12 protein-coding genes are annotated in these 12610 nt (G+C 71.6%); 8 read left to right on the forward strand and 4 right to left on the reverse strand.

The window, feature by feature from the left end; translation table 11 throughout:
• Nucleotides 1–72: 72 nt before the first annotated feature.
• Entirely contained in the window at nt 73–1725 is a 1653-nt protein-coding gene (locus SGUI_RS05590; protein WP_066637334.1) for an alanine/glycine:cation symporter family protein, read from the reverse strand.
• A 180-nt stretch (nt 1726–1905) separates the two neighbouring features.
• Between SGUI_RS05590 and valS the strand changes: the two genes are divergently transcribed.
• The 8 genes from valS to SGUI_RS05630 are packed head-to-tail and all read left to right on the forward strand — an operon-like array spanning nt 1906 to nt 9598.
• Complete coding sequence (valS, locus tag SGUI_RS05595; protein ID WP_066637336.1) at nt 1906–4599, forward strand: valine--tRNA ligase; 2694 nt, start codon at nt 1906–1908, stop codon at nt 4597–4599.
• A 9-nt stretch (nt 4600–4608) separates the two neighbouring features.
• A complete protein-coding gene (locus tag SGUI_RS05600; RefSeq protein WP_083190521.1) occupies nt 4609–5364 on the forward strand; it encodes a DUF4129 domain-containing protein in 756 nt (251 codons plus the stop codon).
• Complete coding sequence (locus SGUI_RS05605) at nt 5361–5894, forward strand: hypothetical protein (protein WP_066637351.1); 534 nt, start codon at nt 5361–5363, stop codon at nt 5892–5894. Before SGUI_RS05600 ends, SGUI_RS05605 begins: the two co-directional genes overlap by 4 nt.
• The gene (locus tag SGUI_RS05610; protein ID WP_066637353.1) at nt 5891–6916 is read left to right on the forward strand and encodes an AAA family ATPase; all 1026 of its coding nucleotides are present in this window, start codon (nt 5891–5893) and stop codon (nt 6914–6916) included. Before SGUI_RS05605 ends, SGUI_RS05610 begins: the two co-directional genes overlap by 4 nt.
• Entirely contained in the window at nt 6916–8280 is a 1365-nt protein-coding gene (locus SGUI_RS05615) for a DUF58 domain-containing protein (protein ID WP_066637355.1), read from the forward strand. Before SGUI_RS05610 ends, SGUI_RS05615 begins: the two co-directional genes overlap by 1 nt.
• A gap of 2 nt (nt 8281–8282) precedes the next feature.
• On the forward strand, nt 8283–8828 hold the full coding sequence (locus SGUI_RS05620) for a hypothetical protein (RefSeq protein ID WP_066637357.1): 546 nt from the start codon (nt 8283–8285) through the stop codon (nt 8826–8828).
• Nucleotides 8829–8882: 54 nt separating this feature from the next.
• Nucleotides 8883–9254, forward strand: coding sequence for a YidH family protein (locus SGUI_RS05625; protein WP_066637359.1), 372 nt, complete (start codon nt 8883–8885; stop codon nt 9252–9254).
• Entirely contained in the window at nt 9251–9598 is a 348-nt protein-coding gene (locus SGUI_RS05630) for a DUF202 domain-containing protein (protein ID WP_066637361.1), read from the forward strand. The genes SGUI_RS05625 and SGUI_RS05630 overlap by 4 nt, the downstream gene beginning before the upstream one ends.
• 9 nt (nt 9599–9607) lie before the next feature.
• On the opposite strand, the gene clpX is transcribed toward SGUI_RS05630, so the two are convergent.
• The 3 genes from clpX to SGUI_RS05645 form a co-directional block, all read right to left on the reverse strand.
• On the reverse strand, nt 9608–10885 hold the full coding sequence (gene clpX / locus SGUI_RS05635; RefSeq protein ID WP_066637363.1) for an ATP-dependent Clp protease ATP-binding subunit ClpX: 1278 nt from the start codon (nt 10883–10885) through the stop codon (nt 9608–9610).
• A gap of 181 nt (nt 10886–11066) precedes the next feature.
• A complete protein-coding gene (locus tag SGUI_RS05640) occupies nt 11067–11735 on the reverse strand; it encodes an ATP-dependent Clp protease proteolytic subunit (protein ID WP_066642866.1) in 669 nt (222 codons plus the stop codon).
• A gap of 79 nt (nt 11736–11814) precedes the next feature.
• Nucleotides 11815–12417 carry an ATP-dependent Clp protease proteolytic subunit gene (locus tag SGUI_RS05645; RefSeq protein WP_066637365.1) on the reverse strand — a complete coding sequence of 201 codons (603 nt, stop codon included), beginning with the start codon at nt 12415–12417 and terminating at the stop codon, nt 11815–11817.
• Nucleotides 12418–12610 lie beyond the last annotated feature (193 nt).

The following is a 12610-nucleotide window of genomic DNA, read 5'->3' on the forward strand; positions in this document are numbered from 1 at the left end:
ATGATCCTTCCGGACGCGGCGAGGGCCGGGAGCGTGCTCGCTCCCGGCCCTCGCCGTTCGTGCGGTATGCCGTCAGCCGCGGCCGCGCGGCGTGGTGGTGCCACCGGCGCCGAAGCCGTCGTCGTCCGGGTCGGCCAGCTGGTTGTGGCCCGAGGAGTTGACGACCTGGTTCTCCTCCGCCAGCTCCTCCACGGCGATCTCCTTCTCGTGGTCGAGCTTGCCCAGCTCGAAGAGCTTGCCGGAGCGGTAGTCCGCCCAGTACTCCTTCATCTCCTTCTTGATCACCGGGAGCAGGAAGTAGACGCCGAGCAGGTTGATGAAGGCGCAGAGGAAGAGGATGACGTTGGTGAAGTCGATGAGCTGGCCGAAGCTCAGCACACAACCCATGACCGTGAAGAGCAGGAAGACACCGCGGTAGATCGCCACCGAGGCCTTGCTGTCCTTGAAGAGGTAGGCCCACGCCCGCTGGCCGTAGTAGGACCAGGTGATGAGCGTCGAGACCGCGAAGAGCGCGACCGCCAGCGCCAGCAGCAGCGGGAACCAGCTGATGGCCGACTCGAAGGACTCGGAGGTGACGACCACACCGTCGGCGGCGGCCTCACCGTCGAAGTAGCTCTGGCGGGCGTCGTTGTAGAACTGTGTGTCCGCGATGATGATCGTCAGCGCGGTCATGGTGCAGATGAGGACCGTGTCGATGAACGGCTCGAAGAGGGCGACGAAGCCCTCCGACACCGGGCGGCGCGTCTTCACCGTGGAGTGGGCGATCGGGGCCGAGCCCAGGCCCGCCTCGTTGGAGAAGGCCGAGCGCTGCAGGCCGACGATGAGGGCACCGAGGAAGCCGCCGGCCACGGCCTGCGGGGCGAAGGCGCCGCCGACGATCTCGCCGATGGCGCCCGGGATCTGGCCGACGTTGGTGAGGATGACGAAGAGGCAGGCCAGGACGTAGATGCCGCCCATGAACGGCACCAGCGTCGAGGTCACCCGCCCGATGGACTTCATCCCGCCGATGATGACCGCGCCGATGATGACCGCGATGATGATGCCGATCCCGAACTGCCAGGCCAGCGCGACGAACGGCGAGTCCTCTCCGCCGGTGACCTGCACCAGCTGGGCGTAGGTCTGGTTGGACTGGAACATGTTTCCGCCGGCGACGCCGAAGAGGAGGATCGCGACCGCGAAGGCGCCGGTCAGGCCGACGGACAGGAACTTCGGGAACTTGCTGAAGGCGACGGGGAGGTACTTGAACGGCCCACCGGAGACGGTGCCGTCGGCCCGGATCTCGCGGTACTTCACGCCCAGGGTGCACTCGGCGAACTTGGTCGCCATCCCGAGGATGCCCGCGCAGATCATCCAGAACGTGGCTCCGGGACCACCCATGACGACGGCGGCGCCGACACCGGCGATGTTGCCGAGGCCGACGGTGCCCGAGACGGCCGAGGTGAGGGCCTGGTAGTGCGGGATCTCACCGGGGTCGTCCGGCGAGGAGAACTTGCCCTGCACCACCTGGCGGGCCAGGTTGAGGCCGCGCAGCTGCGGGAAGCCCAGGTAGATGGTGATGACCACGGCACCCACGAGGAGCCAGGCCACGATCCACGGCATGGGGAAGAAGTCCGGCGCCCAGAACAGGACGGTGTCGAACCAGACGGTCAGGTTGGTGAAGGCGCTGTCGACGGCACCCTCGATGGCCTGCAGCCACTGCGGGTCGTTCGTCTCCGTCACGCTCATGGGCACGGGAAAGGATCGCAACATGCGTCACACAGTGAGTCAGAACGCGGCGGTGGTCAACGACATACCCCTATCGTGACCAAATCGTGACCGAACCCCGGAACACCGCGGGCGACGTCCTCGTTGGGGACCTTTCGTCCCGGTCGTGCGGCCCGCCGACGGTCTGGGACAATACCGGGCATGGACCACACCCCCCAGATCGCTCCCTCGCGCCCGGCGCAGCTGCCCGAGCGCCCGTCCGTCGACGGCCTGGAGGAGAAGTGGGTCGGGGTATGGAAGGACGCCGACGTCTACGCCTTCGACCGCGAGGCCGCGCTGGCCGGCCCCCGGGAACAGGTCTTCGCCGTCGACACCCCGCCCCCGACGGCGTCGGGCACCCTGCACCTCGGCCACGTCTTCGGCTACACCCAGGCGGACTGCCTGGCCCGCTACCACCGGATGACCGGCAAGCAGGTGTTCTACCCGATCGGCTGGGACGACAACGGCCTGCCGACCGAGAAGCGGGTACAGAACTACTACGGCGTCCGCGGTGACGCCTCGCTACCCTACGACCCGGACTTCACCCCGCCGCAGCGCGGGGGCGAGGGCAAGAGCCTCAAGGCCGCCGACCAGGTTCCGGTGAGCCGCGCCAACTTCATCGAGCTCTGCGAGGAGCTCACCGTGGTCGACGAGCAGGCCTTCGAGGAGGTCTTCCGCCGCCTCGGCCTGGCCATCGACTGGAACGTGCAGTACCGCACCATCGAGGACCGCTCCCGCGCCGTCGCCCAGCAGGCCTTCCTGCGCAACCTCGCCCGCGGCGAGGCCTACCAGTCCGAGGCGCCAGGCCTGTGGGACATCACCTTCCAGACCGCGGTCGCGCAGGCCGAGCTCGAGGCCCGCGACTACCCCGGCGCCTACCACCGCGTCGCCTACCACCGCGCCGGTGGCGACCCGGTCTTCATCGAGACCACCCGCCCCGAGCTCATCTGCTCCGTGGTCGCGCTGGTCGCCCACCCCGACGACGAGCGGTATGCCGACCTCGTCGGCACGACGGTCACCTCCCCGCTCTTCGGGGTCGAGGTGCCGGTGCTGGCCCACCCGGCGGCGGAGATGGACAAGGGCGCCGGCATCGCCATGTGCTGCACCTTCGGCGACATGACCGACGTCGTGTGGTGGCGCGAGCTGGGCCTGCCGACCCGCTCGGTCATCACCCGCAGCGGACGCTTCCAGGCCGAGGTGCCGGAGTGGGTCGCCGGCGGCCCCGGGGAGGAGCTGTACGCCGAGCACCTCGCCGGCCGGACCACGCACTCGGCCCGCGAGGCCACCGTGGCGGCGCTGCGCGAGAGCGGCGACCTCGACGGCGAGCCCACGAAGACCCAGCGCAAGGCCAACTTCTACGAGCGCGGCGAGAAGCCGCTGGAGATCGTCACCAGCCGGCAGTGGTTCATCCGCAACGGTGGGCGCGAGGAGGACCTGCGCGCCGCCCTCATCGCGCGCGGCGACGAGATCGACTTCCACCCCGCGTTCATGCGCAGCCGCTACAAGAACTGGGTCGAGGGGCTCAACGGCGACTGGCTCATCAGCCGCCAGCGCTTCTTCGGGGTCCCCTTCCCGGTCTGGTATGCCGTCGACGAGCACGGCGAGATCGACCACGAGCGGGTGCTCGTCGCCGACGAGGCCAGCCTGCCGGTCGACCCCGTGAACGACGTGCCCCCGGGCTACACCGAGGAGCAGCGGGACGCCCCGGGCGGCTTCACCGCCGACACCGACGTCATGGACACCTGGGCGACCAGCTCGCTCTCGCCGCAGATCGCCGCAGGCTGGCCGACCCGCGGAGGTCAGGGCGACGGGTCCGACGCGGAGCTCTTCGACGCGATCTTCCCCTTCGACATGCGGCCGCAGGGCCACGACATCATCCGGACCTGGCTCTTCGCCACCGTGGTGCGCGCGCACCACGAGCACGGCTCGCTGCCCTGGACCGACGCCTACCTCAACGGCTGGATCCTCGACCCGGACCGCAAGAAGATGTCCAAGTCCAAGGGCAACGCGGCCACCCCGCTGGGGATGCTCGAGGAGAACGGCACCGACGCCGTGCGCTACTGGGCGGCCGCCGCCCGCCCCGGCGTCGACACCGTGGACGACCCGGGCCAGGTCAAGGTCGGTCGCCGCCTCGCGATCAAGCTGCTCAACGCGAGCAAGTTCGTGCTGTCCTTCGGCGAGCTGCCGGAGGGCGCCGACGAGGCCTCGCTCGTGACCGAGCCGCTGGACCGCGCGATGCTGGCCGGCCTCGCCGAGGTGGTGCGCCGGGCGACCGACGCCTACGAGGCCTGGGACTACTCCACCGCCCTCGACGTCACCGAGTCCTTCTTCTGGACCTTCTGCGACGACTACCTCGAGCTGGTCAAGGAGCGCGCCTACGGCGGCGCCTTCAGCGCCGACGGACCGACGAGCGACCCCTCGCCGGAGACGCTCTCCGCGCGGGCGGCGCTGCGGCTGGCGCTGTCGGTGCAGCTGCGCCTGCTGGCCCCGGTCGTGTCCTTCGCGACCGAGGAGGTCTGGTCGTGGTGGCACGAGGAGGGCAGCTCGGTCCACACCCAGCCGTGGCCGGTCGTGCAGGAGCTGTCCCTGCCCGGTGCCGACGACGCGCCGCCGGCGCTCCTGTCGACCGTCGGGCAGGCGCTCGCGGGGCTGCGGCGGGCCAAGTCCGAGGCCAAGGTCAAGATGCGCACGGAGATCTCCGCCGCGACCATCGCCGGGCCGGCGAGCGAGCTGGACCAGGTGCGCTCGGCCCTCTCCGACCTGCGCGCCGCCGGCAAGGTGGTGGGCGAGGTCGCCTTCGTCGACGCCGACACCCTGCGCGTCGGTGACGTCGCCCTGGTGGAGGACCCGGCCTAGGGTGAGGTCATGCGCAGGGGCATGAGGTCGACGGTCGCCGTCGCCGTGGCCGCTGCCCTCGCCGCCATCACCCTGCTGCTGTGGAGCTCCAGCAGCGGCGCGCCGCTCGTCGGCCCGCCGCAGAGCACCTGGGCGCCCTCCATGGGTATGCCCGACTTCCCGGCCGTGACCGAGGGTCCCAGCCAGCAGGTCCTCGAGGGTGACGGGCAGCAGAGAGAGGGCCGGGCCGTCGACTGGCTGCTCATCGGCTTCCTCGTCCTGGTGACGGTGGTCATCCTCATCGTGCTGCGGATGCTGGCCAACCGGCAGGTGCGCGAGCGCGAGCAGCTCACCGTCGAGGAGGACGAGGAGCTGGTCGCCCTGCTCGAGGCCACCGGCGACGACGTGCGCTACCGCGCCCTCGCCGAGGGCGACCCGCGCAACGCGGTCGTCGCCTGCTGGGTCGCGCTCGAGGAGGCGGTGCGCCGCTCCGGCCTGCACCAGAACCCGGCCGAGACGGCCGCGGAGCTGACCCGGCGGGTCCTCACGCGGTGGGAGGTCGACGAGACCGCCATCCGCTCGCTCTCCGAGGCCTACCGCGAGGCACGCTTCTCCCGGCACCCGGTGAGCGAGGACCAGCGCGACCGCGCGGTCGCCGCCCTGGAGCGGATCCACGACGACCTGCGCCGGCGGGTGCTCGCCGAGCAGGCCCGCGCCGAGGAGGACGAGGCGCAGGCCGCCGCCGCCCGCGAGGGTGGGTCCGGGCATACCGGAGGGAGCCGGTGAGCCCCACGGTCCACGGCGCGGTCACGCGCCGCAGCCTGCGTCGCCACCTGACCTCGGCGCTCGCGGCTGCTCTGGTCGTCGGTGGCCTGCTGTGGTTCATCGGCTCGCTGCCGTACGCCCTGCCGCTGGCGGTCCTCGCCGTGCTGCTGGCGGGCCTGGTCACCGGCCTCGCGCTGTGGGGGGCCGGCAGCACCTCCCAGGACGTGGAGCAGGCCTACTGGGTCTCGACACCGCGCCAGGAGTCGGCGCCGCCGGACGCGATGGACTACCGCCTGCTCCGGCTGCGCCGCGACCTGCGGGACGCGCTGGACCGGGACGACCGGGGCGACGAGATCTACCCGGTCGTCCGCGCGCTCGCGGCCGAGCGGCTGCTGGCCCACCACGACATCGACCTGGACACCGAGCCGGAGAGGGCGCAGGACGTGCTCGACCCGCACCTGTGGGGCTACCTCACGCACCCGCCCACCGACACCCGCAGGCGCAGCAAGAGCGCGCTGCACACCGCCATCGAAGGAGTCGAGAAGCTGTGAGCCAGACCAGCACCCCCGCCCCGGCCCTGACCACCGAGGAGGTCTCGCGCCGCGCCGCGGACGTGCTCGACCGGGTGGAGCAGGCCGTCGTCGGCAAGCGCGAGGCCCTGACGATGGTGCTCACCGCGATCCTGTCCCGCGGGCACGTGCTGCTGGAGGACTTCCCCGGGCTGGGCAAGACGCTCGCCGCCCGCTCCTTCGCGCAGACCCTCGGGCTCGAGTTCACCCGCGCGCAGTTCACCCCTGACCTGCTGCCCTCGGACCTCACCGGGTCCTTCGTCTACGACCAGAAGGCGGTCGAGTTCGCCTTCCGCCCCGGTCCGCTGTTCACCGGGCTGCTGCTCGCCGACGAGATCAACCGCACGCCGCCCAAGACCCAGTCCGCGCTGCTGGAGGCGATGCAGGAGCACCAGGTGACCGTCGAGGGGCAGACCTTCCCGCTGCCGCAGCCCTTCCACGTCCTCGCGACCGCCAACCCGGTCGAGTACGAGGGCACCTACCCGCTGCCCGAGGCGCAGCTGGACCGCTTCCTGGCCCGGGTCTCCTTCGGCTACCCCTCACCCGAGGAGGAGTGGGACGTGCTGCGCCGGCGGGTGTCGCGCCGGACCGAGGACCAGCGGCTGGAGGCGGTGACGGACGCCGCCGGGCTGTCGGCCATGCAGGACGCGGTCGAGCGGGTGCCGGTCGAGGACGACATCTCGCGCTACTGCGTCGAGCTGGCCTCGGCGACCCGGCGGCACCGCGCCGTCCTCGTCGGGGCATCCCCCCGCGGCTCGCTCGCGCTCATGCTCACGGCGCGGGCGTATGCCGTCATCCACGGCCGTGACTACCTCACCCCCGAGGACGTCAAGGCGGTGGCGCACGCCGTCCTGGACCACCGGATCTCGATCAAGCCCGAGCTGTGGATGTCGGACACCGGCGGCGCGGCGGTCGTCACCGCCGCCCTCGGCCAGGTGCCGGTGCCGGGCTCGCGCACCGGTGCCTCGACGGTGGACGACGGCGACAGCGCCGTCCAGGGCTGATGGCCCTCACCGAGCGGGCCGACGCGTGGCGGCCCACGCACGCCTTCGCCCGGTGCCTGGTGGCCATCCTGCTCGTCGCGCCGGTCGCGCTGCTGTGGCGCCGGCCCGACCTGCTCGTCCTGCTGAGCCCGCTCGTCGTCGTCCTGGCGTGGAGCCTGGTGACGCGGCCGACCGAGCTCCCGGACCACCGCTTCGCCCTCTCCCACGCCCAGGTGCGCGAGGGCGAACAGGCGCTGGCCGTCGCCGACCTCGAGCCGGTCGAGGGCGCGCAGGTCCTCTCCGCCGCCCTGGCGCCCGCACCTTTCGTGGAGGCGGTGGTGCGGGAGAAGATGCGCCTCACGCTGGACCGCGACGACCTGCCCGTCCAGCGCACAGCCACGGTGGCCGACGCGCAGGGTCCGCTCGCGCAGGGCCGTCGTCGGCTGCTCGTCGGGCTGAGGGTGACCCGATGGGGGGTCCGGCGGATCGGGCCGATGCAGGTGGCGGCCAGCAGCGCATGGGGCTCCTACCGCTGGGGCCCGGTCTCGCTCGACGCGCAGGGGCTGCGGGTGCTGCCCCAGCCCGCCGCCTTCGACAGCTCGGCACCGGCGCCGCACCCCCGCGGGCTCGTGGGCATGCACCGCTCCACCCGCCCGGGGGACGGCAGCGAGTTCGCGACGATCCGACCCTTCCAGGTGGGTGACCGGCTGCGCCGCATCCACTGGCCGCGGTCCACCCGGACCGGCGAGCTGCACGTCACGTCGAGCTATGCCGACCAGGACACCCACGTCGCCGTCCTCGTGGACGCGCACTACGACCTGGGCCGCTCCGGCGGGCTCTCCGGCACGCCCAGCTCGCTGGACCGCTCGGTCCGTGCGGCCGCCGCCGTGAGCGAGCACTTCCTGCAGCAGGGCGACCGGGTGAGCCTGCGGGTCCTCTCGGCACGCACGCCGCTCACCGTCCCGGTGGGCACCGGGAAGCGCCACGGCGTGCGCATCCTGGACACCCTGAGCCGCATCCAGCCGGCGGCCGACGACCAGACCGACCCGCGCCGGGTCCACCTCGGCGTGGGCTCGGGGACGCTGGTCGTCATGATCTCGGCCCTGGTCTCCCCGGACGCGCTGACCCAGGCGGCCACGCTGGCCGCCCGTGGGCTGTCGGTCGTCGTGGTGGACGCCCTCGTCGAGGCCGGCGCGGGCGTCGTCCCCAGCGCGGACCGCGACCCCCTGGCCCGCACCGCCTGGCGGCTGCGCATGCTGGAGCGCGACCGGGAGATCCGCGCGATCCGCGGGCAGGGTGTGGCCGTGGTGCCGTGGCTCGGGCCGGGCAGCCTGGACGTCGTGCTGCGCGAGCTGGCGCACCGGCGCCGCGGGGCGGGGGTGTAGCCGTGGGCGAGCTCCGGGAGCACTGGGTCAACCTGCGCACCGCCACCCCCAGCCACCGCCGGGTGCGTCTGCTCGCCGTGCTCGGCGCGCTGGGCTTCGCGCTCTCCCAGGCCGCGGCCGGCGGCGGTGGCCCGGTCGCCTGGGTGGGCGCCGTCGTCCTAGGCCTGCTCGTGGTGGTCCAGCCGAACGGCATCATGCCCGCGCTCTTCCTCGTGTGGGCGATCGCCAGCTGGTGGGCCGGGGTCGAGGGCCCGTGGCACTGGGCGCTGCTGCCGGCCACCTGGAGCCTGCTGCTGGTGCACGCCAGCGCCGCGCTCGCGGCCTCGGTGCCCCCGCAGGCCAGCGTGCCCGCCTCGGTCCTGCGACGGTATGCCGTCCACACCGGGGTCGTCGCCCTCGTCAGCACCGTGGTCTGGGCCCTCGCGGCCCTGGTGACGACCGGCGGTGACGGTGGCGGGCCGCTGCCCGCCGTGCTGGGGCTCGCGCTGCTCGCCCTGGCCCTGGTCGGCTACGTCCGGGTGCGCGAGCGCCAGCGACAGCAGGCCTGAGGATCCTCCCTATGCTGGACGCGTGAGCGCAGACCCGACCCAGGCGGTGCCCCGATGACCGGACGCCGCAGCTCGGCCCGCCTGCCGCGGTCGGTGTATGCCCGGGGCTCGGAGCCCGACCCCCGCTTCAGCCTCGCCAACGAGCGGACCTTCCTCGCGTGGATCCGCACCGCGCTGGCGTTCCTCGCCGCGGGCGTGGCGCTGGAGGCGCTCGCCGTGCCGATCGACCCGGGCTTCCGGCTGGCCGCGTCTGCGGTCTTCGTGGTCCTGGGGATGCTGGCCTCGCTGCAGGCCTGGGTCGGGTGGTTCCGGGTGGAGCGCGCCATGCGGGAGGGGCGGGCGCTGCCGCCGCTGACCATCGGCTCGGTCATCGCGGTCGGGCTGCTCCTCGCGATCCTGCTCGTGGCGATCGGGCTGCTGGTGTGAGCGCACCGGCCTACGACCCCGGACTGCAGCCGGAACGCACGCTGCTGGCCTGGCGGCGCACCTGCCTGGCCCTGGCGGTCATCGGGGCCGGCATCGCGCGCTTCACCGGGGCATACCTGGGGCTGGTCACGGCCGCAGTCGTCGGGGGGCTCGTCGTGGCCGGCGCCGCCTGGGCCTACCACCGGGCGACCGGTCGCTACCGCCGGGACCACCTGCGGCTGCACCACGACGACACCATCGCCTCGGACGGCATGGCCTTCGTGGTGGCGAGCATCAGCCTCGGGCTGGTCAGCCTCGCGGCGGCGACCTTCGTGCTCCGGGTGGGGCTGGAGCGCCTCTCCTGACCGGATCGGTCAGGCGCTCTCCTTGCGCTGCTGGCGCTTGCGCGGCGCGACCTCGCGCCGCACGATCGTCGGGTTGACGTTCTCCTGCACCACCTCGCGGGTGATGACGACCTTGGCGATCTCGTCGTCGGAGGGGACGTCGAACATCACCGGGAGGAGGACCTCCTCAAGGATGGCGCGCAGCCCGCGGGCACCGGTGCCGCGCAGTAGCGCCTGGTCGGCGATGGCCTCCAGCGCGTCGTCGGCGAACTCCAGCTCGACGCCGTCGATCTCGAACATCTTCTGGTACTGCTTGACCAGCGCGTTGCGCGGCTCGGTGAGGATGTTGACCAGCGCGTCCCGGTCCAGCGGCGAGACGGTGGTGATGACCGGCAGCCGGCCGATGAACTCCGGGATGAGCCCGAACTTCATGAGGTCCTCGGGCAGGACGTCCCCGAAGTGCTCCCCCACGTCCTTGGCCGACTTGAGCTCGGCCCCGAAGCCGAGGCCCTGCTTGCCGGTGCGGGACTCGATGATCTTCTCCATGCCGGCGAAGGCACCGCCCACGATGAAGAGCACGTTGCCGGTGTCGATCTGGATGAACTCCTGGTGCGGGTGCTTGCGCCCGCCCTGCGGCGGCACGCTGGCGACCGTGCCCTCGAGGATCTTCAGCAGCGCCTGCTGCACGCCCTCGCCGGAGACGTCCCGGGTGATCGAGGGGTTCTCGCTCTTGCGGGCGATCTTGTCGATCTCGTCGATGTAGATGATCCCGGTCTCGGCCTTCTTCACATCGAAGTCGGCGGCCTGGATGAGCTTGAGCAGGATGTTCTCGACGTCCTCACCGACATACCCCGCCTCGGTGAGCGCGGTCGCGTCGGCGATCGCGAAGGGCACGTTGAGCATCCGGGCCAGGGTCTGCGCGAGGTAGGTCTTGCCGCAGCCGGTCGGGCCGATGAGCAGGATGTTGGACTTGGCGATGTCGACGTTCTCGTCGCTGCCGCTCTTGCCCTCACCGGCCTGGATGCGCTTGTAGTGGTTGTAGACCGCGACGGCGAGCGCGCGCTTGGCCGGGTCCTGGCCGACGACGTAGTTCTGCAGGAAGTCGAAGATCTCCCGCGGCTTGGGCAGCTGCCCGAGCCCGAGATCGCTGGACTCGGCCAGCTCCTCCTCGATGATCTCGTTGCACAGGTCGATGCACTCGTCGCAGATGTAGACCCCGGGGCCCGCGATCAGCTTCTTGACCTGCTTCTGGCTCTTCCCGCAGAAAGAGCACTTCAGCAGCTCGCTGCTCTCGCCCATCCGTGCCACGTGGTCGTCCTTCCCGCCTTCTGCATCCTCGTCGTGGTCCGGGCGAGCCGGGCTCGCCCTGTCTGCCCGACGCTACCTTGCCGGGCCGTGTTTCGGCACGGTTTTCCGGGGGCGATCCGCGTGTTGGGCCCGCGACCCGCGCTCGGCGGACGCTGGCCACGGACCACCCCCGGGTATGCCGTCAGTCGTCCAGCGACGCCTTGCGCGAGCCGAGCACCTCGTCGACGAGGCCGTACTCCTTGGCCTCGCTGGCGGTGAGGATCTTGTCGCGCTCGATGTCCTGCTGGACCTGCTCGGGGCTGCGGCCGGAGTGCTTGGCCCAGGTCTCCTCGAGCCAGGTCCGCATGCGCAGCACCTCGTTGGCCTGGATCTCGATGTCCGAGGCCTGGCCGTAGTCACCGCCGGCCAGCGCCGGCTGGTGGATGAGCACGCGGGCGTTGGGCAGCGCGAAGCGCTTGCCCGGCGCACCGGCGGCCAGCAGCACCGCGGCGGCCGAGGCCGCCTGGCCGATGACGAAGGTCTGCACGTCCGGCTTGATGTACTGCATCGTGTCGTAGATCGCCGTCAGCGCGGTGAACGAGCCGCCCGGCGAGTTGATGTACATGAGGATGTCGCGGTCCGGGTCCTGGCTCTCCAGCACGATGAGCTGGGCGATGATGTCGTCGGCCGAGGCGTCGTCGACCTGGACGCCGAGGAAGATGATCCGGTCCTCGAACAGCTTGGTGTAGGGGTCCTGGCGCTTGGTGCCGTAGGACGTGCGCTCCTCGAACTGCGGCAGGATGTAGCGGCTGCTGGGCGCCAGCGGGCGGGCGATGCCGCCACCGGGCTGCTGCACCGGGTCGGTGCCCATCCAGGCGCCACCGGCATACGGGCTCTGCGGGGGGAAGGTCATGGTGGGGTCAGCTCTCTTCTCGCGTCAGGGGGGCCGGTCAGGAGGTGGGTCCGGCGTCGCCGGAGCGCTCGTAGACGTGGTCGACGAAGCCGTAGTCCTTGGCCTCGGCCGCGGTGAACCAGCGGTCGCGGTCGGAGTCGCGGGTGATCTGCTCCTGGCTCTGACCGGTGTGCTCGGCGATCAGCTCGGCCATCTGCCTCTTGATGTGCAGCATCTGCTCGGCCTGGATCTTGATGTCGGAGGCGGTGCCGCCGATGCCGCCGGAGGGCTGGTGCATCATCACCCGGGCGTGCGGGGTGGCGTACCGCTTGCCGGGGGCGCCGGCGGAGAGCAGGAACTGCCCCATCGAGGCGGCCAGGCCCATCGCGACCGTCGCGACGTCGTTGGGGATCCACTGCATGGTGTCGAAGATCGCCATGCCCGCGGTCACCGACCCGCCCGGGGAGTTGATGTAGAGCCAGATGTCCTTCTCCGGATCCTCGGCGGCGAGGAGGAGCAGCTGGGCGCAGATCGCGTTGGCGTTGTCGTCGCGCACGTCCGAGCCGAGGAAGATGATGCGTTCCTTGAGCAGCCGGTTGTAGATCTGGTCGTCCAGACCCGCCTGGACCGGTCGCTCGGCCATCGTGGTGTCGTCAGTCATGTGCTGCTTTCCCTCGCTTCGTCCGGGGTATGCCGTGCGGCACTGTGCTTGTCATCGACCCTAACGTCCGCCCCTGCCGCGAAACTCCCCCACCGGCGCCGTGTTCGCCCTGAGCGCACTGCCACCCGACCGGCCGCACGGTTTGCGTCGACCGGCCGCACGGTATGCGTCGACCGGCCGCACGGTATGCGTC

It is taken from the genome of Serinicoccus hydrothermalis (genome assembly GCF_001685415.1).
Lineage (GTDB): Bacteria > Actinomycetota > Actinomycetes > Actinomycetales > Dermatophilaceae > Ornithinicoccus > Ornithinicoccus hydrothermalis.